Annotated in this window: 50 protein-coding genes and 1 pseudogene; 12 read left to right on the top strand and 39 right to left on the bottom strand. The window is 42.0% G+C overall.

The window, feature by feature from the left end; translation table 11 throughout:
* Window positions 1-29 precede the first annotated feature (29 nt).
* From P4S58_RS23385 to P4S58_RS23205, 37 genes and pseudogenes are all read right to left on the bottom strand, one after another.
* Window positions 30-257 carry a hypothetical protein gene (locus P4S58_RS23385; protein ID WP_337166204.1) on the bottom strand — a complete coding sequence of 76 codons (228 nt, stop codon included), beginning with the start codon at window positions 255-257 and terminating at the stop codon, window positions 30-32.
* Window positions 251-670 carry a hypothetical protein gene (locus P4S58_RS23380; RefSeq protein ID WP_337166202.1) on the bottom strand — a complete coding sequence of 140 codons (420 nt, stop codon included), beginning with the start codon at window positions 668-670 and terminating at the stop codon, window positions 251-253. The genes P4S58_RS23385 and P4S58_RS23380 overlap by 7 nt, the downstream gene beginning before the upstream one ends.
* 217 nt (window positions 671-887) lie before the next feature.
* The gene (locus P4S58_RS23375) at window positions 888-1,310 is read right to left on the bottom strand and encodes a hypothetical protein (RefSeq protein WP_337166200.1); all 423 of its coding nucleotides are present in this window, start codon (window positions 1,308-1,310) and stop codon (window positions 888-890) included.
* A gap of 568 nt (window positions 1,311-1,878) precedes the next feature.
* Window positions 1,879-2,082 carry a hypothetical protein gene (locus tag P4S58_RS23370; RefSeq protein ID WP_337166198.1) on the bottom strand — a complete coding sequence of 68 codons (204 nt, stop codon included), beginning with the start codon at window positions 2,080-2,082 and terminating at the stop codon, window positions 1,879-1,881.
* Between the two features lie 124 nt (window positions 2,083-2,206).
* Window positions 2,207-3,336, bottom strand: a pseudogene (locus P4S58_RS23365) (RNA-guided endonuclease InsQ/TnpB family protein); the annotation flags it as partial.
* 223 nt (window positions 3,337-3,559) lie between these two features.
* On the bottom strand, window positions 3,560-4,039 hold the full coding sequence (locus P4S58_RS23360) for a hypothetical protein (protein ID WP_337166197.1): 480 nt from the start codon (window positions 4,037-4,039) through the stop codon (window positions 3,560-3,562).
* Window positions 4,040-4,237: 198 nt separating this feature from the next.
* Window positions 4,238-4,555, bottom strand: a complete 318-nt coding sequence (locus P4S58_RS23355) for a hypothetical protein (RefSeq protein WP_337166195.1) — start codon at window positions 4,553-4,555, stop codon at window positions 4,238-4,240.
* Window positions 4,556-4,639: 84 nt separating this feature from the next.
* The gene (locus P4S58_RS23350) at window positions 4,640-4,972 is read right to left on the bottom strand and encodes a hypothetical protein (protein WP_337166194.1); all 333 of its coding nucleotides are present in this window, start codon (window positions 4,970-4,972) and stop codon (window positions 4,640-4,642) included.
* A 464-nt stretch (window positions 4,973-5,436) separates the two neighbouring features.
* The gene (locus P4S58_RS23345; protein ID WP_337166192.1) at window positions 5,437-5,622 is read right to left on the bottom strand and encodes a hypothetical protein; all 186 of its coding nucleotides are present in this window, start codon (window positions 5,620-5,622) and stop codon (window positions 5,437-5,439) included.
* A gap of 11 nt (window positions 5,623-5,633) precedes the next feature.
* Window positions 5,634-5,828: a hypothetical protein gene (locus P4S58_RS23340; RefSeq protein WP_337166191.1), complete on the bottom strand. Its 195-nt coding sequence runs from the start codon at window positions 5,826-5,828 to the stop codon at window positions 5,634-5,636.
* Between the two features lie 12 nt (window positions 5,829-5,840).
* Window positions 5,841-6,059 (bottom strand): hypothetical protein, encoded by a 219-nt coding sequence (locus P4S58_RS23335; protein ID WP_119564959.1) that lies wholly within the window; start codon window positions 6,057-6,059, stop codon window positions 5,841-5,843.
* A 52-nt stretch (window positions 6,060-6,111) separates the two neighbouring features.
* On the bottom strand, window positions 6,112-6,471 hold the full coding sequence (locus P4S58_RS23330; protein ID WP_337166189.1) for a hypothetical protein: 360 nt from the start codon (window positions 6,469-6,471) through the stop codon (window positions 6,112-6,114).
* 273 nt (window positions 6,472-6,744) lie between these two features.
* Window positions 6,745-6,963 carry a hypothetical protein gene (locus P4S58_RS23325; protein ID WP_337166187.1) on the bottom strand — a complete coding sequence of 73 codons (219 nt, stop codon included), beginning with the start codon at window positions 6,961-6,963 and terminating at the stop codon, window positions 6,745-6,747.
* A gap of 25 nt (window positions 6,964-6,988) precedes the next feature.
* On the bottom strand, window positions 6,989-7,264 hold the full coding sequence (locus P4S58_RS23320) for a hypothetical protein (RefSeq protein WP_337166185.1): 276 nt from the start codon (window positions 7,262-7,264) through the stop codon (window positions 6,989-6,991).
* Between the two features lie 12 nt (window positions 7,265-7,276).
* Window positions 7,277-7,522: a hypothetical protein gene (locus P4S58_RS23315; protein ID WP_337166183.1), complete on the bottom strand. Its 246-nt coding sequence runs from the start codon at window positions 7,520-7,522 to the stop codon at window positions 7,277-7,279.
* Window positions 7,523-7,594: 72 nt separating this feature from the next.
* Window positions 7,595-8,119 (bottom strand): hypothetical protein, encoded by a 525-nt coding sequence (locus P4S58_RS23310; RefSeq protein WP_337166181.1) that lies wholly within the window; start codon window positions 8,117-8,119, stop codon window positions 7,595-7,597.
* Between the two features lie 70 nt (window positions 8,120-8,189).
* On the bottom strand, window positions 8,190-9,080 hold the full coding sequence (locus P4S58_RS23305; protein ID WP_337166179.1) for an LPD29 domain-containing protein: 891 nt from the start codon (window positions 9,078-9,080) through the stop codon (window positions 8,190-8,192).
* A gap of 163 nt (window positions 9,081-9,243) precedes the next feature.
* Window positions 9,244-9,534, bottom strand: a complete 291-nt coding sequence (locus P4S58_RS23300) for a hypothetical protein (protein WP_337166177.1) — start codon at window positions 9,532-9,534, stop codon at window positions 9,244-9,246.
* Window positions 9,535-9,553: 19 nt separating this feature from the next.
* Window positions 9,554-9,994 carry a hypothetical protein gene (locus tag P4S58_RS23295; RefSeq protein WP_337166175.1) on the bottom strand — a complete coding sequence of 147 codons (441 nt, stop codon included), beginning with the start codon at window positions 9,992-9,994 and terminating at the stop codon, window positions 9,554-9,556.
* A gap of 45 nt (window positions 9,995-10,039) precedes the next feature.
* Window positions 10,040-10,405, bottom strand: a complete 366-nt coding sequence (locus P4S58_RS23290) for a hypothetical protein (RefSeq protein WP_337166174.1) — start codon at window positions 10,403-10,405, stop codon at window positions 10,040-10,042.
* Between the two features lie 102 nt (window positions 10,406-10,507).
* On the bottom strand, window positions 10,508-10,696 hold the full coding sequence (locus P4S58_RS23285) for a hypothetical protein (RefSeq protein ID WP_337166173.1): 189 nt from the start codon (window positions 10,694-10,696) through the stop codon (window positions 10,508-10,510).
* Window positions 10,697-10,718: 22 nt separating this feature from the next.
* A complete protein-coding gene (locus tag P4S58_RS23280; protein WP_337166171.1) occupies window positions 10,719-11,282 on the bottom strand; it encodes a hypothetical protein in 564 nt (187 codons plus the stop codon).
* 331 nt (window positions 11,283-11,613) lie between these two features.
* Window positions 11,614-12,039 carry a hypothetical protein gene (locus tag P4S58_RS23275; RefSeq protein ID WP_337166170.1) on the bottom strand — a complete coding sequence of 142 codons (426 nt, stop codon included), beginning with the start codon at window positions 12,037-12,039 and terminating at the stop codon, window positions 11,614-11,616.
* 13 nt (window positions 12,040-12,052) lie between these two features.
* On the bottom strand, window positions 12,053-12,238 hold the full coding sequence (locus P4S58_RS23270; protein WP_337166169.1) for a hypothetical protein: 186 nt from the start codon (window positions 12,236-12,238) through the stop codon (window positions 12,053-12,055).
* 9 nt (window positions 12,239-12,247) lie between these two features.
* Entirely contained in the window at window positions 12,248-12,442 is a 195-nt protein-coding gene (locus P4S58_RS23265; protein WP_337166167.1) for a hypothetical protein, read from the bottom strand.
* A gap of 7 nt (window positions 12,443-12,449) precedes the next feature.
* Window positions 12,450-12,734: a hypothetical protein gene (locus P4S58_RS23260; protein ID WP_337166166.1), complete on the bottom strand. Its 285-nt coding sequence runs from the start codon at window positions 12,732-12,734 to the stop codon at window positions 12,450-12,452.
* A gap of 132 nt (window positions 12,735-12,866) precedes the next feature.
* A complete protein-coding gene (locus tag P4S58_RS23255; RefSeq protein WP_337166164.1) occupies window positions 12,867-13,028 on the bottom strand; it encodes a hypothetical protein in 162 nt (53 codons plus the stop codon).
* A gap of 3 nt (window positions 13,029-13,031) precedes the next feature.
* Complete coding sequence (locus P4S58_RS23250; RefSeq protein WP_154715458.1) at window positions 13,032-13,223, bottom strand: hypothetical protein; 192 nt, start codon at window positions 13,221-13,223, stop codon at window positions 13,032-13,034.
* A 22-nt stretch (window positions 13,224-13,245) separates the two neighbouring features.
* Entirely contained in the window at window positions 13,246-13,425 is a 180-nt protein-coding gene (locus tag P4S58_RS23245; protein ID WP_337166161.1) for a hypothetical protein, read from the bottom strand.
* 14 nt (window positions 13,426-13,439) lie between these two features.
* Complete coding sequence (locus P4S58_RS23240; RefSeq protein ID WP_337166160.1) at window positions 13,440-13,727, bottom strand: hypothetical protein; 288 nt, start codon at window positions 13,725-13,727, stop codon at window positions 13,440-13,442.
* A gap of 7 nt (window positions 13,728-13,734) precedes the next feature.
* The gene (locus P4S58_RS23235) at window positions 13,735-13,920 is read right to left on the bottom strand and encodes a hypothetical protein (RefSeq protein ID WP_337166158.1); all 186 of its coding nucleotides are present in this window, start codon (window positions 13,918-13,920) and stop codon (window positions 13,735-13,737) included.
* 9 nt (window positions 13,921-13,929) lie between these two features.
* The gene (locus P4S58_RS23230; RefSeq protein WP_337166156.1) at window positions 13,930-14,214 is read right to left on the bottom strand and encodes a hypothetical protein; all 285 of its coding nucleotides are present in this window, start codon (window positions 14,212-14,214) and stop codon (window positions 13,930-13,932) included.
* A gap of 9 nt (window positions 14,215-14,223) precedes the next feature.
* Window positions 14,224-14,454: a hypothetical protein gene (locus P4S58_RS23225; RefSeq protein ID WP_337166154.1), complete on the bottom strand. Its 231-nt coding sequence runs from the start codon at window positions 14,452-14,454 to the stop codon at window positions 14,224-14,226.
* Window positions 14,455-14,456: 2 nt separating this feature from the next.
* Complete coding sequence (locus P4S58_RS23220; RefSeq protein ID WP_337166153.1) at window positions 14,457-14,777, bottom strand: hypothetical protein; 321 nt, start codon at window positions 14,775-14,777, stop codon at window positions 14,457-14,459.
* Window positions 14,778-14,792: 15 nt separating this feature from the next.
* Window positions 14,793-15,161 (bottom strand): hypothetical protein, encoded by a 369-nt coding sequence (locus P4S58_RS23215; protein ID WP_337166152.1) that lies wholly within the window; start codon window positions 15,159-15,161, stop codon window positions 14,793-14,795.
* An 8-nt stretch (window positions 15,162-15,169) separates the two neighbouring features.
* The gene (locus tag P4S58_RS23210) at window positions 15,170-15,490 is read right to left on the bottom strand and encodes a hypothetical protein (protein WP_337166151.1); all 321 of its coding nucleotides are present in this window, start codon (window positions 15,488-15,490) and stop codon (window positions 15,170-15,172) included.
* A gap of 12 nt (window positions 15,491-15,502) precedes the next feature.
* Window positions 15,503-15,664, bottom strand: coding sequence for a hypothetical protein (locus P4S58_RS23205; RefSeq protein WP_337166150.1), 162 nt, complete (start codon window positions 15,662-15,664; stop codon window positions 15,503-15,505).
* A 97-nt stretch (window positions 15,665-15,761) separates the two neighbouring features.
* On the opposite strand from P4S58_RS23205, the gene P4S58_RS23200 reads away from it, so the two are divergent.
* Together P4S58_RS23200 and P4S58_RS23195 are read left to right on the top strand one after the other, a co-directional pair.
* Window positions 15,762-15,959, top strand: a complete 198-nt coding sequence (locus P4S58_RS23200; protein ID WP_337166149.1) for a hypothetical protein — start codon at window positions 15,762-15,764, stop codon at window positions 15,957-15,959.
* The gene (locus P4S58_RS23195) at window positions 15,946-16,443 is read left to right on the top strand and encodes a type II toxin-antitoxin system PemK/MazF family toxin (protein ID WP_337166148.1); all 498 of its coding nucleotides are present in this window, start codon (window positions 15,946-15,948) and stop codon (window positions 16,441-16,443) included. Before P4S58_RS23200 ends, P4S58_RS23195 begins: the two co-directional genes overlap by 14 nt.
* Window positions 16,444-16,569: 126 nt before the next feature.
* Here P4S58_RS23195 and P4S58_RS23190 read toward each other — a convergent pair whose 3' ends face one another.
* Window positions 16,570-17,166, bottom strand: coding sequence for a tyrosine-type recombinase/integrase (locus P4S58_RS23190; RefSeq protein ID WP_337166146.1), 597 nt, complete (start codon window positions 17,164-17,166; stop codon window positions 16,570-16,572).
* A gap of 732 nt (window positions 17,167-17,898) precedes the next feature.
* Between P4S58_RS23190 and P4S58_RS23185 the strand changes: the two genes are divergently transcribed.
* From P4S58_RS23185 to P4S58_RS23140, 10 genes are all read left to right on the top strand, one after another.
* Entirely contained in the window at window positions 17,899-18,579 is a 681-nt protein-coding gene (locus P4S58_RS23185; RefSeq protein ID WP_337166142.1) for a hypothetical protein, read from the top strand.
* A gap of 14 nt (window positions 18,580-18,593) precedes the next feature.
* Window positions 18,594-19,196: a hypothetical protein gene (locus P4S58_RS23180; protein ID WP_337166140.1), complete on the top strand. Its 603-nt coding sequence runs from the start codon at window positions 18,594-18,596 to the stop codon at window positions 19,194-19,196.
* Window positions 19,189-19,521 carry a hypothetical protein gene (locus P4S58_RS23175; protein WP_337166138.1) on the top strand — a complete coding sequence of 111 codons (333 nt, stop codon included), beginning with the start codon at window positions 19,189-19,191 and terminating at the stop codon, window positions 19,519-19,521. Before P4S58_RS23180 ends, P4S58_RS23175 begins: the two co-directional genes overlap by 8 nt.
* A gap of 10 nt (window positions 19,522-19,531) precedes the next feature.
* Window positions 19,532-19,900, top strand: a complete 369-nt coding sequence (locus P4S58_RS23170) for a hypothetical protein (protein WP_337166136.1) — start codon at window positions 19,532-19,534, stop codon at window positions 19,898-19,900.
* An 11-nt stretch (window positions 19,901-19,911) separates the two neighbouring features.
* On the top strand, window positions 19,912-20,160 hold the full coding sequence (locus P4S58_RS23165; RefSeq protein ID WP_337166134.1) for a hypothetical protein: 249 nt from the start codon (window positions 19,912-19,914) through the stop codon (window positions 20,158-20,160).
* A gap of 16 nt (window positions 20,161-20,176) precedes the next feature.
* Window positions 20,177-20,338: a hypothetical protein gene (locus P4S58_RS23160; protein WP_337166127.1), complete on the top strand. Its 162-nt coding sequence runs from the start codon at window positions 20,177-20,179 to the stop codon at window positions 20,336-20,338.
* Window positions 20,339-20,620: 282 nt separating this feature from the next.
* On the top strand, window positions 20,621-21,187 hold the full coding sequence (locus P4S58_RS23155; RefSeq protein WP_337166132.1) for a DUF6882 domain-containing protein: 567 nt from the start codon (window positions 20,621-20,623) through the stop codon (window positions 21,185-21,187).
* A gap of 15 nt (window positions 21,188-21,202) precedes the next feature.
* Window positions 21,203-21,550, top strand: coding sequence for a hypothetical protein (locus P4S58_RS23150; protein WP_337166129.1), 348 nt, complete (start codon window positions 21,203-21,205; stop codon window positions 21,548-21,550).
* Window positions 21,551-21,566: 16 nt separating this feature from the next.
* On the top strand, window positions 21,567-21,728 hold the full coding sequence (locus P4S58_RS23145; RefSeq protein WP_337166127.1) for a hypothetical protein: 162 nt from the start codon (window positions 21,567-21,569) through the stop codon (window positions 21,726-21,728).
* 12 nt (window positions 21,729-21,740) lie between these two features.
* Window positions 21,741-21,923, top strand: coding sequence for a hypothetical protein (locus tag P4S58_RS23140; protein WP_337166124.1), 183 nt, complete (start codon window positions 21,741-21,743; stop codon window positions 21,921-21,923).
* Between the two features lie 306 nt (window positions 21,924-22,229).
* Here the strand turns inward: P4S58_RS23140 and P4S58_RS23135 are convergent, their stop codons facing one another.
* Window positions 22,230-22,493: a hypothetical protein gene (locus tag P4S58_RS23135; protein WP_337166122.1), complete on the bottom strand. Its 264-nt coding sequence runs from the start codon at window positions 22,491-22,493 to the stop codon at window positions 22,230-22,232.
* Window positions 22,494-22,500: the final 7 nt, after the last annotated feature.

Below are 22,500 nucleotides of genomic sequence, written 5' to 3'. Positions count from 1 at the left end.
CGGTATTGGAGTTTTACCCGTGGTAGCACTTAGGCAATGACCTCTTGAGACATCACCTGATATTGCCCTCGTGTATCGCGACACAATTGCTTAAGTGAATTCAATGCCGCTTCATTAGTCGAGAGATCACGCTGTTGGTGCGTCATCGCTGCCAGCGCGTTCTCTGCTCCGTGGGAGCCTGTCGCGTCGAACACGACAACCCGTAGGGAACCAATAACCAAATCATTGCCATCGGCTTGAATGTGGGTGCTTAACATGGGATGGCCTCCGAAAATTGAGCTAATGCATCCGCTAACGTCAGTGGTGTAAGTTTTTCGGTTTCCAATCGAGTTGCAATCGCCCAGTCAGCCTCGGGAGAGAAAAAGCGCTGCTCTGGGCGAAACCCGCAAGCGGTAATAATTGCGCGGTAGCGATAGTGGAAGGTGTTGCACCATGTGCGATACACGCGCCAATCAAGTTGAACATCTTCACGGCCTTTAGCTTCAGCAAAAAAAGTGACCATGCCTTTTTTAGAACGGCTAAACACCTGTGGTTTAGCTTTGTCTTGCACAAAGAGGCTATCAAGCTTCTGCAAATCGCTTTCCTGTACCTCTGGGTTAATGTATTTAAAGCAACTGATTGTTTTTAATTCTGCGCGTGAAATTGCGTCCAGACTTGCTGTGTATGCCATGATAGTGAACTCCATATGATTGATTAACTGACAAGACTGATTATATCGCAAGTAATGATAGTGCGCACTACTTTTTTGACATTTTATGAATATAAATCACTTGATTTTGGGTAGCGCAATCCCGACAGTTTTCAATAAAGAAAAAGTCTTCTTGAGATAAACCCTAAGAACCTTAAAACAACCAAGCCGCCTCGTTGGCGACTTGGTAATGCAGTGACTACGCGTTGAGAAAGTGTTGAATTTCGAGAGTCCGTTTTTGCACACCTCGCTCCACACCAACCGCGTAACCCGCATCAAGGATGCTGTACGCCATTTTGAGAAGTTCTAGCCCTTCTTCTACTGACTGAAGAGGCTTAACAAAAGTAACCGTGTAATAACCATCCCATCCCTCTACATCCACAAAACGAAGCTTGGTTGCTTTGTCCAAAATGACTAAGGTTTCATCTGTAGGAAATGAAGTGCTGTAGCAGTCAAATGCGGTCGGTTGAGGCACTTCTGAAGTGTTAAACATGGCCATCTCACCATGTTTCTCTAAGTACTCATTAAAGAAGTCAGGATTCTTGCCGTGCTTCTTCTTGAGCAAGCTATGAAAAGTGAATGGGTGAATAGTGAGTAAACCTTCTAGTACAAGTGGTTTCATGACCATAGTGAGCGCTCCTAAAAAGTGAAAACGGTTTGCTTAACTGACAAGGCTAATTATATCGCATTCCAAGGAAGGGTGCGCACTATTAAATATTCATTTTTGGGCAAGTAATTGCGTTGACTTTAGCGAGGACCGACCGCACCATTTCTAAAAGAGATGTCTTCTTTAAATAAAGGTGGCCAGTGCGTTAAGGCGAGAGTGAGTTGAAACCACGCCCTGCTGTTTGCAAGGCGATAGGATTATTTTTCTGTATTTGGATACGCCTTAAGTCGGCGTTTTCGCTCCTGCTCTTCTAGCTTTTCCTCATTGATGATTTCTAACAGAAGTTCTGTGGTTAGCAGTCCACCAGCCGTACGTAGACCGCGAGGAATGGTTGATTCAAATTTCTTAGCCAGTTGGTGAAACCTGCCACCTTTGATCGGTTGATGGTGTTTTTCGAACTGGCGTTTGAGCGCAATATACTGAGCTAACGAATGGTAATGCCCTTTTCTCTGAGCGAATTGCGGATCGCGTTATCTTAACTTCATGGTTTGTCCTTATTAGGTTTTCCAGAAAAAGTGTAAGGCTACGCTTTATCCGCTAAACGTTCGTATTCATAACCGCCGAATTCTTTACTACGACGACGCATTAAGCGCGAATTACCAGCGTTGAAAGTGAACGTTAGTTTTCTGATTAACTCATCACCTTGATCTGTTGCACCAAGCGTTTTAGCAAGTCGCCCCAATGACTTGGGATGAATGCGACCACCTACCTCAGTAACATCGATCACACGCTCTTTGAACTTGCCGTAATCAAAAGAGCCGCGGTTTGATTGTACTTCCTGCTGTGACTACTCACCGCCTTATCAGGCGATGCTTCTTATTTCGTTAGCCGTTGCTCGATAGTATCGAGACTTACGCAGCTTCCATAAGCAGAAACGACTGTCCAGCCGCTTTTAATTCCAGAATGCCTTTATCGCGGATATTAAGAGCGGCATTTAAGTCTCGATCTATATCCGTAGTGCCACAGTTGGGGCAATCCCATTTGCGAACCGATAAGGGCATTTCTTCCATTTTATGACCGCAGCAATGACAAGTTTTAGAACTGGCATACCACTGATCTATTTTAATCAGATGCTTGCCTTTCTCTTTTGCTTTGTATTCCAACTTATTAACAAAGCTGTTCCAGCTTGCATCGGCAATATGCTTTGCCAGTTTGTGGTTTTTCATCATATTGGCTGATTTCAATGTCTCTACGATTATTGCTTGGTTTTCGTCAACAAGGGTTCGACTGAGTTTATGGTGAAAATCAGCGCGAGCATTCGCTACTTTTTCGTGACACTTGGCTACCAGCAAACGGGCTTTAGTCCTGTTTGCACTGCCTTTTTCTTTCTTGATAACTGGCGTTGTTTGCGTCTGAGATTTTTCTCAGCTCGTTTTACAAATCGAGGGTTTGCTATCTTTTTGCCATTCGATTGAATAGCAAAATGAGATAAGCCTAGATCGATACCTGTTACTTTACTCACTGTGTCGAGTGAATTAGATATTACCACACCATCATCAACAAGAATGGAGGCGTAGAACTTGCCTGTTTTGCTCAGACTGACAGTGATACTTTTAACTGTGCCGACAATCTCTCGGTGCATTTTTGCCTCTACAGGCTTCATTTTCGGGAGCTTGATTGAACCATCAAGTACCTTTACACCTACACAGTGGTAGCTCGATTGCTTGCCATGTCTGCGTTTGAATTGTGGATACTTGGCTTTTAACTTTGGGTTAAAGAAGTTATCAAAGGCTTGATGAAGATTGATCACTGATTGCTGCAAAGCGATTGAATCGTATTGCTTCAACCAATCATATTTACGGGATTTTTTCGCCACAGCAAGCAAGGGCTTTAAATCCTTTTTAGGGCTTAACGATGTACCATGCTTGCGGTACATGTGAGACTTGATGTGCAGTGCCTTGTTATACGCAAAACGAACAGCTCCAAACTGAGCGATTAAATACTCAGCTTGTTCAGATGTTGGGTAAATGCGTACTTTTGTTGCTCTTAACACTTAAATCACCATACTGTATTAATATACAGTATTATACTCATCAAGTAACCACTGTCTATCTTAAAGTGCTATCGCACTTTCGCCTTATATCCCCGCCCTCAGGTCGGTTGAGGGTTTACGGCGAGATTGCTAAAATTCCGTGTGTGTGCATCATGCTCGTGTTCTCCTGAAAAATGATGTCAGCCCCTGCCACCAGCAAGGGCTTTGAAGGTTAGCAGCTTGCTGCCATGTGAAAACCAAGATTGATAGGTCGGGCGCGTACTGGTTGCGCGGCTTTTCTTAGCATCTCTTTAACCAGCGTTAGTCGTGTATTGAGCAAAGACCACTCGCGGCGAGTGGTGTCGCTTTTATATTTGTCTTTGTCGCCCATAAGTGGCTCACGAGCTGCATCAATCGCTTGCAACTCTTCACGAAGCTGCATTTCATTGAGCTGTTCATAGTTCCAACGTAAAACACTCACGCGATTGAATGTAATGATTTGATTGGTCACTGACTCATGTCGAGAAATTAATAGGCTAGGGTTTTCCAACTCCAAATCTTGCAATTGGCTTGCGTAACCTTTGACGACATCAGAGCCATAATTGTCATCCCAACCGTTTTGAGCATTGCGACCAAATAGGCGTTCATGCTTGTAATGAGTTTGAACAAATAGAGTTACTTCTGCATCGGTGATATTGGTTAACTTATCCATTATATTGCCCCTTTAAAATGTGAAACAAATTAATTAACTGACACAAATATATTAACACAAACAAAAATAGTGCGCACTATGTTTTACTCGATTGAATGAAAAAAAGCCCCTGTCTAGCAGGGGCGAAGGTCAGTTAGTGGAGCAATGAGTAAATTGAAAAGTCAGTTAACGATCTACAGTTCACAGAGCATTTATGTATTATTTATTTTGCTGGGGGTCTGCCAATTGCAACACCAAGTACTCGGCATCACAGGCGGTAATGGTGATATTTCGCAAAAGCTCTTTACTCAGCTTTAGCCCGATATTTTTAAGTAAGCCGCGTAAAAATGTGATTACTTGGCGTTCCGTCGGGGTCTGATTAAATGCCCCGCGGTCATAGTAAAAATGGGCGCATTTGTAATCTAGAGCACTCAGCGCTTTTGAATTCATGTTCACCTGTGTGCGCGTGTCCACACTCTCTTGGAGTGAGGCAAACACCTCAAACGTATTTTGATCAAACGTAATGGATAGCTTCATTGATTTTGTCGCTCGCTATTTTTCAGAAAAAGTTGTGCCATTCAAAGCTGAATGCAGCACGTAACCTATACGCGCTGCCAGAAATCAATTGTGTGCAGATTGAGCGGCAATTGCTCGCCCTGCTCTTCTTGCTTTGCGTGCCTCAATTCGTTCAAGTATGCGCTGATGTGCCGCCTCTGGCGTGTTTGAGTCATCCACCAAAGTCATGCCGATTTTGAGTCGATGTGTTAACTCAACTTCGAGTTCAGTACGTCGAATCCATTCGCGGTTGATGGGCACTAAGTTTGAGTCACACGCTTTGTCGTAGCGGCGGTCAAAGCGTCTACAAATGCTGGCTAAAATGCGCTGAGCGCGTTCTAGCCCAATTCTTTTTACAAAGTCATAAGCCTGTTGCTCACTAGGTAATAACTCGTGCATGATTGTGCTTCCTTAAAATTAACTGACACAACCAATATAACACAACAAATAATAGTGCGCACTATTTTTGTACTTAAAATCTGTTTTTATCGAAACTTACCCATTTAGAAAAACAAACACCCGCCCTATTGTATCTTCAAACAAAGTGCTGCTTGCTACCTATTGCCTGATAGCTAGTCGCCTAATCGTTTGTTTTCTAAGAACTGAAATAATGCATCCAAACCTTGCGCGGATTTATCGCCGTTTACGCTCCATTTGCCAGTTGATGGCCATAAGTCAACAAAACCGCCATTGAAAGAAAGACTTAAATGGTGGTAGCACTGACAAAGTATTGCTGTCAACGGTAAAGCTATAGGTTGTTACCTTTCCGCTACAGCGTTTCAAATACTGGCGTATCTGTACAACCTTTCCAGTGTGAGATAGCTCTTGATTTGATATTGTTAGCAACATGTTATTATTCCCTACTAATCTTGATTGATGATTTCATCAGCGGATTTTTGGTCTAGTTCGTCCGCTGATTCATAGCCACAACCTTTATTGTAAGACTTCGATACACTATCAAAAGTGGCTAAACACTTACCGTCTTGGTTGTGGTCAATTACTGCTGTATTGGTTGGTTTTTTGCAGTGTTCGCAGATTGTTTTAGCCACGAAATTCTCCACTATTTGGATTGTTTACGTTCCAAGTACTTTTTCACTTGAAAGAAGGCCAGTAAGCCAGAACAAATACCAATGATGTTTGTTACTGGCACATAGAAGTTTTCACGGTAAATGGCAAAGCCGATAATCAATACCATCGACTGTAGAAGAACCGCAATAGGCACTGCGATTAAAAAGGCTTTGGTAGTTAAAGACACTATTTTCCCCACTTACGCTGGTTCATTTAAAATTTCGGCGCTCATATCATCAATGAGCATCGAGAGAACTTCACTTTTTTGAGCTGCTACACTGGCACCTTGAACATGTAAATGATCGTTAGAAAATCGGTGCATCTGGTTAAACGCAGCTTCCGCAGTCCGTTGCGCTTTAGGACTGTCTTTCAGCTTATAAAGCGCCTCATTCATCTTGTTTAGGTCGAACTCAGCCATAGCCTTAAATTCCCTCTAGTGGTAATGGGAGCGGATTTCTCCGCTCCAAACCTCACACCCAGCTAAAAACAGCTCCCTTTCGGCCAGCTATTTTAATCCGCTTACCTGAATAGTAATGCCAAAAGGCATTAGGAACACTATCACAGCGTTGTTTCTGCGCCTTTTGATAGCATAACCAACCCGCTTTCAACTCATGCCAATCCAATAACCACGCATAGTTGTTGTAGTAGTCAAAAAACCAATTGACTAGATCGGGATTATCGCTATTCAGCGGATAACATTTCACGGCTATGAAAAATCGATTTCCTAATGTCATTTTACTGACAGAACCGACCTCACCAAAGACCTCAAGTATCAAGGTCTGACCGCAATTTGTTTGGGATGTGTACTCTTCAGACGATGCGCTATTCATGATTTCCTCCAGCGGTTGAAATAACGTTGAACGCCTTACGGTAGGAATTTGATAGTTCGTCTGATTGTTAAAGAACGCGCCAGAGATAATTAACTGACACAAATAATGTAACACAAATATCAGTAGTGCGCACTATTAAATTCTATTTGTCGGTGATTATTTGTGGCAAATGTAAGTAGTCAATTTTAAATAAGAATGCCAGCGATCAACAGCAGCGCTGGTGGTTTTTCAGAAAAACATTAATGGAAAAGTCAGCTTGCAGACATGGCATAACTAGCCAGTTGTTTTGTTGACAAGAGCGAGAGCAAATTGCGCAGCATCGTTTTCAGAATAACCACCCAACTGGAAAGCGCCTGCATTACATTCGGCGCAATACCAACCGTTTTTAGTTCTAAATGCTTCAGTCGTGGGAACATGGCTCACTAATCGATGATACATTGCATCAGCTCCGCATTTCGGGCATTTCGGCGGTGTCCAATCAGGTAGTTGCATTTCTGTCTCTGTCAAACAATGTAGCCTAAGTGATGTTTTCAATGGCGCAATTCAAAAACGCACTAATCTTATTTAGGTTTTCGAATGTAAGATGATAGTTATTCGTCCCTACCTGCATCGAATAACTATCGGACTCTAAGACGCTTTGTGCTACAACATGGCGCAATGAAATGTCGGACAGTTCCACCGCCTGAAAAATAAGACCTTGCCCTACTGTTACAAAAATCGCTCCTTCGATATTCTTCTCAATAGTCAATTGAACGCCTGACGCTTGCAGCATGAGTTTTTGAATTTTCGACATATGGTTAACTCCCTACTTGACTTCTACAACGTCAAAAAGTGAATCGTTGTCTATCATTACCTGAAACTGATTACCGCCTGTTACTGGCCTCAACGAAACAAGTGTAGAGTCGTTGTAACCTTCATATTTCTTTGCGGTGCTATCATCGTAATTGTGAATAGCAACCAAGCGGCATTGCCCAACGTTCGGCTGTTGAATATAGGCTTCGTGACTATAAAACATCGTTTTTGCTATCTGTGTGATTGTCGCTGTTTTCATTTTTATTCTCTTAACAATAATTGTGAGCAGTTTTCCTGAAAAAGTAGCCCATGTTAGATCCAATCAATACAACTAAAAAGGGAAGTTATCAGAACACACCGCTTGGTCTGTTGAGTGCACAATCCAATCTATGTAGCTGGTGGGCGTTGGGCGCTCTACTGGTTTTGCAGAGCCTTGCAGCCAACTATTAAGAGAATTAATCGCTGAGCGTGCGATATGGCGCACTGTTGGGTAATACATGAGATAGTTTTTGCGATACCAACGCGAATCCATGCAATACAAAGACAAGCCTCCTAACTTTGTGTAAGGGGCTGTATTGGCTTTGCGGCTCGTATCATAGCGAAAAGCAGTATCACCTAATTCGTCAGCCGTAACGCTAGAAAGCTCGCTGCGTAGCTGCGCAAGCGTCAATCCACGCTCTTTTAAAATCCCTTGCCATATTTCAACGCGATGCATTGAATCACAACTGACTGCCGACTCCCAACGCAAAAACATGCAGTGAGGACAAGCATCAAAAGACAGAGCGTAGGTTTTAGGGTTTGAGCGTGACAGCGCCACTTTGCCGCAATGAGGGCATGATGAGTAACATTCGTACATAATTAAAACGTTCCTGAAATTAATCCCAAACAAAGATTCGAAGCATGGCGGGAGCTACCCGCCAAGACCATTAGATCACTGCGTGATTGATAAGGTGAAATTTCACTAAGTGATAGACGCTGTACGCCTGACAGTCATCAAAACGAACATTGAACAAACGACCATCACGGTATTGCTCAACGCTATAGGTTGCGGTTTGGTGCTCATCACAAACGATAGAGAGCGCCTGTTCTACCATTTCATCAGAGTAGTTACGGTCAAAGTTGATGCTATCAACAGAGCCATACACTTCGTTAAACGGTGTAAATGTGTGTATGCGTTGTTGTTGAGACTCATCAAGACGATCGGTGATGTAGCGATCAAGTAACTGACGAACTTGTTGTTGGCTTGCACCATCCGTCCATGTAACCGTTGCACGTCGGCCTGAAGCTGTAACCTTAAATTTAATACCCTTGAATGCGATTTTTAGTTCAGCGCGTAGGTTCTTTGCCACTTTGCTTGCGCTTGGGTAGCGCTCATCAAATTTCACTAGATAACTAAGTGAAGCATCAGAACGCAATGCGCTCACTTCTTCTTTGTACATTTTCTCAGAAAGCGCTTTATCTGCCGCAAGTTTGGCATCTAGCTCTTGGCTTTGCGTCACTAGAGAGTCAATAGTGTCTTGGGATGCAAGACCTTTGTCCACCAGCGCAAACTGAATACCTTTACGCAGTAACACTTCACTCAGTGTAGACTTGCGCCCTGTAAGGAAAGCAACAAACACATTGCCACCATCACGCATTGTTGTCACAGCACCTTTAGTGCAAGTGACCATACCGCGATTCACGTTGTCATCGATGGCGTAGATAACACCTAAGCCCAAACCGTAAAGTGAACAAGTAACCCACTGACCAACGATGATTTGGCCTTCGAAGTTAGTAATTGGTGTGATTGTAGGATTAAAAGTAGTAACTGTGCTCATGTGAAAAACCTCGTAGTAATTTCCTTAACCGACAAGGCTAATTATATCGCAAATAACGATAGTGCACACTATTAAAACATGCTTAACATCACATTTTTTACATCACATGGTGAATAAATATTAATTGAAAAACAATTAGATAAGAGATATCAGCAAAAGAGACTCAAGCGCTAGGTGTAGTGTCATGCTTCGCCTGTTCAGATTTAAGGTATTTAATTGCTGCTCTTTTGCAGCGTTGGCATAGTTGCCCTTCAGGGTCAGCCTGTGTAACCCACTCAAAATCGCCTGCGTTTATCAGCCACAGCGTTGCCTGAGTGCCACAAAAGGTGTCCACAGAGTTTGCTCTAGTTAAATGCAGCTTGCCTAAATACATCTGTGATTCAGTGTCGATTTCAGGTGCGTAAACATCCACCGAACACTCACCCATTTTGACTGAATTTGAGTAAGCTTGCATAAAACTCCTTACACGTTTTTCAAGAAAAGTGCCTTTTAGCTATATAGCGAAATAGAAAACGCTCTCTGGAAACCATCTCGTTGGCAAGCTGCCTCTCTTCAGCATCAAGCAGTTTTCGCAAAACACCGCCTGTGCTTGAAGCTTCTTTTAATAAGCGCTGTTCAGCATCAGATAAAGGCATTGAAAGCGCATCTGCATTACGTTGTATTTGCAGTTTAGCGAGATGATGAACCACATATCGAAGATGAGGATCAATTGACCATGTTTTGTCTGCATAGCCGTATTTACCATAGACTATACACCCGCCTGTCGCCTTTTCATGAAAAAAAATGGCATACATATCGGCAATGTCATCGGTCACGCTGCTACGTTCTAGGGCGTCTGCATCGGTAGTGATCATCAAATCAGGCTCTTTACCATATTTTTCGATTAACTCTTTCAGTGTAAAACTTTCTTTCATGTGATTAGTTTCCGTCTAAGTTTAAAGCACCAACGATTTGACCTGTTAATTCGAAACAGACCATCCAGAATGCCATTTGTTTAATACATTAATTGCTGATTCGCGTTCAACGTAGTCCAGTTCAGAGGATTGAGAGTATTTGATTAGGGTAGCTTTATTTAGTTGCTTCAACTGCTCTTCATATAGCTCTACTGCGTGTCTAGTTTTACAACTGGTGACAATTGCCACAGTAACGAACAACGCTAGAAAAAGTAATATCCCTAATACGAATGAAGGAATCCATTCATATTGTTCATTATTGCCGAAATAGGCAACAGCTAACCAAAAAGGTAAAACCTTAATACACATGATAGCTTTTGTTTTAAATCGCATTGGTGCGCCGTTACTTCTAAGTCGTATCAAATTAGTCATTAATTTTCCTAAGCCGACTTTGCGGCGATTTCAGGGGTTTCTAACCACTCAAAAGAGCGCATTCAATGAATACGCTTTGTCATACGAAGCCGATTACGTTACTTATTTGGGTGTCATTTCAACCACGGCATCTTCTACGCTACATCCATCTGCAAACAAATCGAACGCCCAATCGTTATCAATCAAGGTGCCCATTTGCTTTGCAACCTCATTACACCAACTTTGGAAATTGCGTTCCAACTCAGAGGTTGCCGATTCATTCTTAACAAATTCAACCATTGTTGCACTCATTGTTAGCCCTCCATACCGAACGTCAAGCCGCTTGTTTTTCTAAAAAAGTGGTTAGCGTTGTGATTAAGTCACCTTCCCAAAACGCGCCCCCTTTCGAGCTTTCACCGTAGTAGACATTGAACATATCCCCACGTTTAATATTCATCGGTAGCACTACGCGACGAATACTACCTAAACCTTCCAAATCAACGTCTACCAGTTCACGCGTGCCATCAAGATAGAGTGAAAACTGACTGACCTTAACAGGCTCGTCACAAAACCAAGAGTAGACCGCATCCATAACCGTGATTTCATCATCAATCGCGGCATCGATGAACCCACTGTTCTCAGAAATGCGGGATTGCTTATCGATAAACCCTACAAACTTGCAGACTAAATCACTGTACGCGTTAGGGTTCCAGCCTTTCAGCACAGACCATACGTGCGTAGACACTTGCTTTGAAGCATCAAAGACGGCGATTAATTTCTCTTTAGACTGCGGAAGGCTTAAAAACTCTGATACCAACATAGGTTTGGTTGAGCCTGACGTTTCCGTTTGAAAGCTGTAACGAACGGATGGATGAAGATTACGATTGATCATGAACATGAAAAGCCCTCTGCGGCTAAAATTAACTGACAGGGCTATGATAACACAACAAATGGTAGTGCGCACTACTATTTAATTAAAAAAGACACTTTTTGAAACAACGAACTCTATCTTACCTTTCGAGCAACACGGATGGCGCGTTTATAATCAATTCGCGATTTCCAATTCGATTCGGTTAATTCCTGCTTGAATCGTTTTTCTTCTGTAGAGAAAGCGAACACACCCATTCGATTGATCAAATTATCTAGTATGCTCATGTTGTGCCAACGTAGATACGCAGTCCGAGAAGCTTAGTTTCTTTGTGCCATCTAGCCATAATAAATTTCCCTCGTCAGCTTCTGGTAGTCGGTCTTCCGAACTTATCAAAATGTTTTTCAAGTTTATCTAACATTTCTAGCCGTTCGTCGTGGTCGCCGTGGTCAAGCACCATGTATGCGTCCCAAAGTAGTTCGCTTAGGTTTGGCTTTCGTTTCTTGTTGCGTAAAGCTTCGGGGTTGCTTAGCAAGTGCTCTCTAACTAATCGTTGTGTCATATCCTTTTTGACGTAAAGCGGCATACCAACTTGATTAAAATCATCATTATTGAGTTCAGGGTGCTTGGCTAGGTACTCGTTAGCAAGGTCGAGTTGTGCCTTGTAGCTCTCTATCGAGCCGATAGGAAAAGGAGGCTCTACGTAGTTGATAACGTGGTTGTAGCCATTGATTCGGCTTTTGAATTCTTGGGTAGCCTGTCTAAGTTCTAATGTGATTGTTGTCATTGTTCGTCCTTATCTAAAAGCCTGTGCTTTTAGGGCGGTAAGTTAAACGAATTCGATTAGCTAGCGCTTCCTTGCTCATCCAATACGTGCGAGTTATGCCTTGTAACTTCACTCGATTAGGCTCAACGTCAATGATGGTAGCAAAGCGATAGTTGTCACCGTGTAGCCAATCAACTTCCTGACCTTTTTCAAACTTCATGCTGCCGACTCACTCTGTAGAAACGTCTTTGTTGCAATCAATACACTGCATTCGAATGCCGCCGCTAAGTTGCGTGTAATAGGCGAGAGGATTAACTGGATTATCAAACGGGAATTCCTGCCTAACGCGAAAGATAGTGTTTTTGTAGTAACCAGACTTGCCGCCACAATGAGGGCAAGTGTCACCCGTAATTTTTTTAGCCATTATTTCCTCACTTAATCAGCTTTCGATAAACAACGTAACCCGTTAGGTTGTCCATGCTTTTACAATCCAACAAAACAAGGTGAATCGCTTTGCAGTCAAACTCGTAAGACTGCATCATTTTGTCGGCTAACTCTCTAGCTCGTTGTATAGGGCTGCCATCCTCAAGCTTAATGAGGGTGTGCGGTGTTCCCTTAAAGCCATTTAGTGACAATGTGTTGATTCTTCCGCGCCCTAATTCCTTGCAGTCCTTTTTTAACCACGTTCCGTAGTGTTGGACTATGTTGCTGTTCATACCATTTATATCCCTATCTGGAAATTAACTGGAAACGTAAGCTAGGCCAACTTTCCGTAGGTTTTCCAGAAAAATAGAAATCTTAAGATACTTTTCCAGTGGTCGATCTAAAGGGTGTTGCCAATTTCCCCGTTAGTAGAGTTTTTCAATTTCGCCATTGTCCCAAGCGGTTTCAGCTTCGCTTAGTTCGAAAAAAGTTTCTTTAGTTTGGTAAGTGCATTCAATGCAACAAGCAAAATATTTGCTACCCTCATGCTCGATGATCACCTCTACACCACAAGTACAATTTTTCACGATTTACCCCTGCTTTGAGCTTTTCAAGAATTTAACAGCAGCACGTAGCCCGTCAGGGTCGTTTTTAGCAGTAAGAACTGCATCGTGCAGAACGTTCATGAAAGCATTTAATTTCTCGTCTGAATCGGCACTTTTTACCGCTTCTTTCACAAGTGCCTTAAACTCAAATGACACTTCACCTTGTGCGTATTTCATTTCATTTTCCCCAAATCTCGTTTCAGTTAGCGAAATAGCAAACACTTCGCTGTTTATCGTCTGACGTGCCCTTGCTCAAAGAGCCATCTTTTACCATTTTATTTGCGAGTTTTCGTTCGTCAGAATCCATTAATTTTCTAAGAACACCGCCAATTTTAGAGGCTTCTTGATAGAGTTTTTGTTCATCATTTGATAAAAGCACGAACGATTTTCCCTCTACTCTTCAATTAAAGGCTTGCGAACCACATCAAGCTCTTTCATTACGTGCTCGGAAAACTTTTCTTCACTATCTACGTAGTTGTTCAAATATTGCCCCATCCTGCTATTGATTAGCTCCCATTTTTCTTCACTGGTTAAACCAGTGCTATGTACTGAAATTGAGAGTAAATCATATACATCTTGTGCAAGCATTTTACGAGTGCTCTTAGTGACATTTTCTATTGCTATTTCAAGCTTTTCTGTAAGCTCATTTTGCAATTCACCTTGAAAGTCATACCGAGACATATATTCCCTACTTAAATTGAGCTAAGAATTCAGGACAGCTTGAGCAAACGCCTTGCTGCTTTTCTCTATCCACTTTTAACCAATAACATGCCTGGTTGTTTTCAAAACAGGCATTGGTATCACTGCACCCACAGCCGATACATACCGCCTCTTTAGGTTCTGGCCGAATGCTATAAATAGTTAAACCTGCCATGTAATTACCCTATACAAATAAAAACGCTATAAAAATTCCGACACCTGTGGATATAAAGCTGACAAATGCGGTAATCAATATGCATGAAAACAGGCCGATTCGATGTGGTAAATACTTCAGAACAGCCAAAAGCCCCAAAACAGTCAGCCCCCCAACAAAACCAAGACTCAAAACGTTACTAAAAAGCTGCAAGCAAATATTCAGCCCTAAACTAGATACGTTGAATACTGCAACCAATAGATATACGATAACGCTTATAGACAAATTATCGTTTTGAACGGATTCTGTGTTCACTACATTTCCCTACTTGTGTAATTGTTTAATTTTCTTGAGAGTAGAAGCGACCAATCGCTTTTTATCCTCTGACTCTTGAGCCGCCCTAAACTTACGTTCGAAACTGTAAAATATGGCGTTTTTTTCATCGTATTCTTTGAGCCACTCTTCCGTTACATTCGATTCACTAAGCGCATGAACGATACCCTCGAAGTAACGAAAGGCTTCCATTTCAGATTCACTAACGTAGATGGTCGGCATATCTATCCCTCTTGCAATTTATTACAGGTGACACCAGTAATTCGATTAGATAGGTCTTGATTAAGCCAATCACAACCTACTTTAGCAGTAACCCCATAATAGTGATCTACCCAAACAAACACCCATTTACCAATGTGCTTTTCTAGACCACTTCTAGAGTATTTTACAGTTCCAGCTTTGACGAAACCTGCACCAGATTTATTCACGCGAACTTTTCTGAACCCCATTTCAAATTCAGAAAATGGGTTCTTCTTGTCCTTATAATCCGGCTTTTCCTCATGAGAATGGAACAGCTTTCCATAATCAAATTCCGCTTCGTTCATAAGCCTGATTTTCCCCTAGTGCGGAATTTTGTTTAATATTTTATCTTTTTGCTTTCTTGCTTTTAGGATACCTTTAGCAACCCAAGCTTTACTTGTTTCGTCATCAAGGTTTAGATCAGAACATCGTGAGGTAAGAACTAAAACACTTCCTGCTTCGGGGCCAGGATACATCTCATAGGCTACGTAATGATGTCCATTCGTGAAAATCATACCATTATCTAGATTGTACCCGCAGTTTTCGTCCGCCATATTAAGCCGGAAATCATATACTTGCTGAATCCTGTCTAATGCATCAGCTGCATTCGTATCTATAAAAACTTTCCTTCTATCATCCACTATCACTGTTGCGTTGACTGCATAAAATTTCATGACTTTTTCAAACATAAATTCCCCTAGTTAAGTTTGTTACCGTCAAGAACGTTACCTAAACGCTCTTTTAATGCCTTATGGCGCAGGTTAGCTTGTGTTGCCTGATAAACCGCATCAAGGGCATTCTGGACAGGACAATTCGCGTTACTGTGCTCACCAACTTCAATGTTGAGTAGTGTGCCAACATCGCTGGCTAACTCCGTTGCTCTCTCTTCCCAACGGTCACGAGCAATAATAATGGTTTCTAACTCGCTGTCAGGCAATAACGTAAATTTATCAGTGTTGCTACGAACCCATTCAGCGATTTCCGACTCACTCATTTTTGCTAATTTATGTAGATCCATGTATTTGCCTCGTTAGATTGGGTAGTGAATATTCTCATATGCTTCAATAATGTCAGCTAACTCTTGAAGCTCACGTTCTTCTGATTCACTCAAGGTTTGTTTGTCCATCAACTCTCCGACTCTGGACAACTTGGCTTCATATTCAGCCTTTGACTCAATAGTTTTCATGTTCATATAAAAGCAATTAATTGTCATGACAATAATTATACATACCGCAGTGTGAAAAGCAAACATCTTGACTTAATATATGTCATGACAGAAAATAAACCTTATGACTAAAGAAAAACGCACTAGAGGTCGTCCTAAGCAAGACGATACTCTTGATAAAAAACAAGAAATACGGTGCTCTGACGAAGATAAGGCACTGTGGAAACTTGCAGCTAAAAATCATGATTCCGTAAGCGATTGGGCTAGAGAAGTCCTTACTCGTAGCGCGAAAAGGACTGTAAAAAAAGATGGCACAACTTAGAATTAACGGAAATGTCCGTATTGGCTACGTTTATGACTGCAATTTTGGCATGTTCAAATCCACTTCTGGCGGTACTACCGTTTCAAGAAATGAGGCTGAACTCGATTACAACTATCGCATACCAAATGAAATTATTAAGTGCAGACTTGTTGTTGTAATCGGAAAGCATAGAGGGGCTTATATCGTCGTTCCTATCAGTGCAACTAAAGAAGAAGCCAAGAAGAAAGAAAAAGAGCCTGAGTCTCAAGGCTTTCACGTAAAACTTACTCCTACGGATATGCCTACGACCCCTCGATACCCTTATGGTGTAGAACGTTGGGCGTTATGCAATCTCGTTACCACGATTGACGGAGGACGCCTTCAAGACCTTTACCATGCAGAACAAAAAACACATGTTCCAGCTCAAAGAGTCTCTGACGAAACGTTAGAAAAAATTAGAAAAGGCGTGATCATTTCTATTGGTATGAGAGACCTGATCCAATAGTGCTATTGACGTTTGAGCTAAATATCCCTAATATTACGGTACAGCCGCAAGGCAAGTTTAAATTTTAGCCGCAAGGCAAGTTTCGGAAAGCCTCGACATTCGTGTCGGGGCTTTTTCGTTCCTAACTCAAAATGCTAGATTCGCTGCCCTTGAAAGTTGCTCACCAGATACGTCTATATACTCTAATGACATAGACGGTTCAGCGTGACCTAAAGCTCTTTGTATCGCTGACAATTCAACACCTAACGCATTCATGTTCGTGCCATAGCTCCGTCTACCAGAATGCGAAGAAGCCCCTTTCAAGCCGCACCTAGCAAACGTGTTACGAATCAACAATTCCAACGAATCACAGGCAATATAAGTGACCGTTTCGCCCTGTTGATTGACTCTATTTTTTTGCTTCATCGAGTACGAACGCCCTGACTGGTTTAGCAGTACCTTAGATTTTGGATTTAGTCCTTGGTACTCAGTAACGAGCGTAGTAGCCCATTGTTTGGATTTACGGAAATCGAACCATTCTTGCAGGAGTGTTTTAGCTTGATTACTTAACCAGATAACACGAGGTTTACGTCTTTTGCACAATGCAGCCCTCAAAGCTAGTTCAGTTTTAATTTCGCCTGTTGGTGCAAGTACATCAGCAATAGTTATCTGTGCCAGTTCGGATACCCGAAGTGTGGAAAAGGACAAAGCCAATGCCGCCCGTTTTAGTTGAGGGTTGGACATTAATAGGCAACGTTTACAAATTTGTTGATCTCATTTGGAGAGAGGCTACGAGCTTTTGCTTTTGCTTTTGCTTTTGCTTTATGCATATGTGCATTTTCCTTGTATTGGGAGAAAAACACACATCCGCTTTTTAAGCGTGTTAGTGATGATAACACACCAGAACATAAGACTTTGGGGGAAAACGCGAATTGATAGGTTTAGATATAGAAAACCCGTCAAAAAAGACGGGCTTCTATTACTTCTCTGCCTATTCGGCGGTAGTTTTACATGTGATCGTGTTTATGTCAGCTACCTATTCGGTAGTAGTTGAGCCGCCTATTCGGCGGAAATCTGACAGATCACATTTTTGTGACTCCTAGCGATGCAAGCAACTAAGCCATGAAATCACGCCCCGCCTATTCGGCGGAATTGCACATTGTACGAGTATGCCCCTCAATGTGGAGTGAGCAGAGCTAGTCACTTATTTCCACGTCATCAACACTTTTGAAAAGCGGTGCTCTACTCAAACAGCATAGACGATATTTCGATGATTGGGAAAATAATTGGAAAACGGTTTTTCTGAAAAACCACCAGCGCGAGTTTCCTATGTGGCTCACTTCTTATTGATCATCATACAGTTAGCTATCTACCTGTTGCTTATTTAAACAATTATGCTAAGATTTGCGCACAAATAAAATATGTGCGCACATCATGAAAGGTAGACCGCTAGAAAAATCAGAATGGAAAACCCTCTTGAAGCGTAATTCGCCAAGAGATTCTGAGTTAAATATATTGAAGTTATTACCATTGAAACTTTCGTTGATGGCTAGTCTTAGAGAAATTGAAATCACTTTGTTACCGATTAGTGCAATTGTCACTCAGACGGGTAACTTGAATGAGATATTCGTTCTGCCAAGTGAGATCGCTCACAATGGTAAAGAGAGGCCAATTCTACTAAACCCTGAGCTGCAAAGTGACATTGAGGAATACATTGGCATTCTAAAGAAGTTTGGAGTCAATCAGATGCCCCACACTGCTTACTGTGGCTTCGACCCTAATGCTGCATTCGTCGTTAACGCTGAGTTACGCCCTTACAAGACGCAAAGCCGAGGGCAACTAACATCGAGAGCAAGAATTGTCCCACACGAGTTAAATAGACATTTAGATACTTTGATTAGTAATGCCAATCTTGATGCCGTGGGAATAACGAGACTGTCATTAATCAGGACGTTTGTGACTGAGGCAATTAAAACACGATGGGCACTTGAAGATATTGCACTCCTTTCTGGTATGAGCACTGCAAATGTCAAAAACATTGCCGTAATGGGGCTTGAACAGTACGCACCACTAACTGACTACTTCAAAGGTCGGGATAGAGCGCAGAAGCAAAAAATAAAACGTCTCGAACAAGTTAGACGTTGGACATTTAATTAAATGGGAAACATCGTATGAAGAAAGGAATTGAATTGGCAGCAGAGCTAATTCTGCACAAGAACATCATACCCACTTACTGTAGCTCAAAGAATCCTGTTCGAGACACGCCACTTCCATCACACAGATTGTGGGCTAATGGTTTTGCAAAAGGGCTTAAAAATCCACAATTTAATACACTGCTCAGTAAGATTATTGAAGAAGGAAATAAGGCTGTTTGGATGAATGACGCTAAACAAGCACTTCAATTTGGAGGTAATCAACCTCCACCAGACGATGATCCAAGGTTACTAGCCTATACTCGCACTCGTATCAAGCTATGCTCAACACCGTATAACGAGTACTGGTATGCCCTTGCGATAGGTTCACTATCAAGAATGATAGCCGTCAACGGTAGTAAAGCATTTGAATCAGATGAATGGAGTGACTCCACACTGCTACTCTTCCAAATAGAATCGTATTTTTTAAAAGGGAAAGGGAAAGAGTTTGCAGCGTCGCTTGTCGAGTTGAATAAAGAGCACTTTGATGGTCGCTTACCCGTACTAATCGGCCAAAACATGAGCCACGCTTTGGCAGAGTTTTCGGTCAATACATTTGATACAAGATTCTTTAATGAGTAGGAAGTGGCAAGTGAGTGCGATAGATAAATACGGTATTGAACAGTGTGAAAAAGCTTTCAAGCTTTTCGAAAAATACGGTTCTTCGCAGAAAGTTGCGGAAGAAATGGACTGTTCGGTTGGTGATGTTTTTCAAATGATGCAGCCAGTGATGGACAGGATGCAGAAAGAGGTTAACGAACAGGTTGAGCCAATTATCAGGGAAAAACGTCATTTACCAGATTGCCCAAAACCAGAATGTACAGGAAAAGTCCATCCTCCAAAGTCAGGTGAGCAGTTATTTGTTTGCGATACCTGTAGCGCTAAATACCGACTAAAAATGAAGTAGGAAACTTCGTATGAGTACTAGCAAGGATTTATTCTGCCCTCAAACTGGTGAAGCTGTGGCTTTGTTCCGATTAGGAAAGGGCAACTACACGCCAGCAGGTAATTTTAGCAATCAAGTGCTGGTTCACTTCCTTTCTTATCATGAACAGTTAAGTGAAAAGTGTACTTTCGAGGTTCGTTCAGTTGAAGATGGCATTGAAGATCGACAGCCAATTAGCTCCCTCGAAGATTTGGAGTATCTTAAAGATCTAGATGAAAACATATCTACCGTTCTTGTGTGGGACAATAACAACTACCAAGAGTTGGGAAGTCGCATTGAGGGTGTGGTAGATACCCTAGCCGAGTACGATTTCGGTCAAGTGACCTTAACATCAGCCTAATGGGAAACATCATGGAAAGTATTGGCGTATCAAATGTAATGCAAATATTAGCACTGATAGCACTGGTTTATTCACTGCCTACTATCTACTTAGATGCAATTAAAAAGAGGAGCTTTGCGTTTCTTATTAAGCATTACCTCAACGACCCAGTTCTATTAGCTCGCGCAGATGCGGCGCATTTAGAGGTTTTTAAACGTTCTGGTGGCACTAAGCGAGATTTCAGGAATAAAGTAATGCGTCCACTGTTGGAGAAGCGTTGATATAGGAAACATGAACATGGATTTAGCCGAAAAAGAGCACAGAAAACTTGTAGCAAAAGAGTCTGAAAGGTTGATGAAAGTTGGCCGTAAAACCAATGCTTCATCTATTCCTCTGTCGGGTGAAGACAAGAGCAAACCTGCTTGGCCGACTCCTCGAAAAAGCAAAAAAGCCAATTAGGAAACTTCGAAGTACTATGTAGATCTTTTTATGGAAAACTAAACTGTAGATTTTCATAGTCTGGAAATCGTTGGTGACGATATCGGCGTTTGCTCTCGTTATCAGCGGTTTAAGTAACCGATAGGGCGCTAGTTCTCTCTGGAAAGTCAGCGATAAAACCAAGACTTTCCACAGCGAATTGAGCTAATCGGTTCGGTATTTGTAATTCTCTGGAAACTGGCTGGTGGCCTTGCTCTGAAAGGCTTTCAAGACTTCTTCCAGACCAACAACTAATGAGTAATGATGATTGAAAGCAATCCAAATATAGCCAGACCTAACATTATGAAGGCTGCTATAGATGAAATGGCTGCTAAGTCAAAGAGTTTTAGTGAGTGCTTGCAAAGAGCCAACATGCAGTTCCACTCACATGACAAGGATTTCAATGTCCAACTGATAGCTCAAACCCACGACCTAAAGACAGTTAAAGGTTGCTTAATTGGAGTCTACTCGGTCGAAGGTGAGTTTTTTCGCTTTGCACATCATTTACCGCATATAGTGTTGACCGATGAACAAAAAACTTTTTTTGAAAAACTGGAACAATTTGGACGAAAATTAGTAATTCCTGAGCTAACAGAGGGAACCTTTTCGATAACCCCGCAAGCCAGAAGTGAAGCTGTCGCACAGCGTTCAAAGGTTCCCATGCAGGTCTATCGAAATGAATTTGATGAAATTGAAAGTATCTACTCTCTAAAAGCGATAGTTTCGCTGGTGGCTTCGGTAATGAATGCTAAAGCTTATTTTGTAAATGACGATGGTAAATTTCAATACTATATCGCGATTATGGAAGAGTTCGCCCCAAGCAATAATTGACATTGGAAAATTCGTATGACAGAAAATGAACAAAAAGAAGCATTTGAGCGCGGCGTGAACGCAGCCAAAGCTGCTCTAGTAGGCGCAACAGGACCACTTAGGGTTCAAGATGAATGTGGCTTCAATGAGACTCAAAACATAGAGACAATGGGCTGGAACTCCATTTGCGCTAGCACTGAGAATCAAGATTTGTGGAAAAAAGAACGTGAACGCATCAAACAAAACCGCGAGTATTTTGAAGGTGGTTGCTTGTGCATTCGGGATGGAGCCATCGAAAAGAAAGGTGCAGAAATTGCTGATCTGGATGCGGTAATTTACTATGAATTAGCGTGTAAATGTAGCCGTAACTACAAACATAACTGATATTGGAAACATGAACATGGATTTAGCCGAAAAAGAGCACAGAAAACTTGTAGCAAAAGAGTCTGAAAGGTTGATGAAAGTTGGCCGTAAAACCAATGCTTCATCTATTCCTCTGTCGGGTGAAGACAAGAGCAAACCTGCTTGGCCGACTCCTCGAAAAAGCAAAAAAGCCAATTAGGAAACTTGGACAATGACAGATAGCAATACAGCAGCCACTGAAGTTAAGGCATACAAAGTTACGATTTTTGAATGTGAATGTCCTCAGTGTGAAGAAACCGTTCAGCTACCTGATGATGACTGTCATTCAGGTGCCAGTTTTGACCACACATGCCAACATTGCAATACGAAATTCCCCGTTCGCTGTGACGGATAGCCTACTAGGAACAAGCGGGTAAGCTAGGGAACTTGGTTTTTTAGAAAAACCAATATGGTTGCTGCTTTGTCGGATACTTCTACCCCTTACAACTCGTTTTTTCGGGAAAGAAAAACCGAAACAGTACATGAACAACACACATAGCTAACGCTAGCACTATGAAATAGCAACACACGTTAAAGTAGTGCCCCAAAAATCTACCCAAAAAGGAGAAACATCAAATTGTTCAGCAATTGCGTCTCTTTGAGCGTCCATGACTCTTTTGAGTCCTTCTGTAGATAAAGTTGTCACGTATATTCCCTCTCGTTACCATTCGCCACGACGCAGCCCATTAGCATCTTCTGAATCGGCTCCGTCACCACCATCGTAATCACCATCCAGTTCAGCAATAATGAGTTTGCCATTACCACCATCATTGAAACGTAATGAACCGGTACCTGTACCGGAAAAAACTGTTATTCCAAGTTCTTCAGCTTGCTTTGCATACCGAGACAGACCGTTAGCAATTCGCTTCACTTCTTTAGGATCTAGTCCTGCTGCTACGCACTCATCGTAGTACTCAAAAGCCATGCAGTTT

It is taken from the genome of Vibrio sp. Hal054, assembly GCF_037162405.1.
Taxonomy (GTDB): Bacteria; Pseudomonadota; Gammaproteobacteria; order Enterobacterales; family Vibrionaceae; genus Vibrio; species Vibrio diazotrophicus.
Note: the sequence above shows the minus strand (reverse complement) of the source record. Positions and strands in the feature narration are given on the sequence as shown.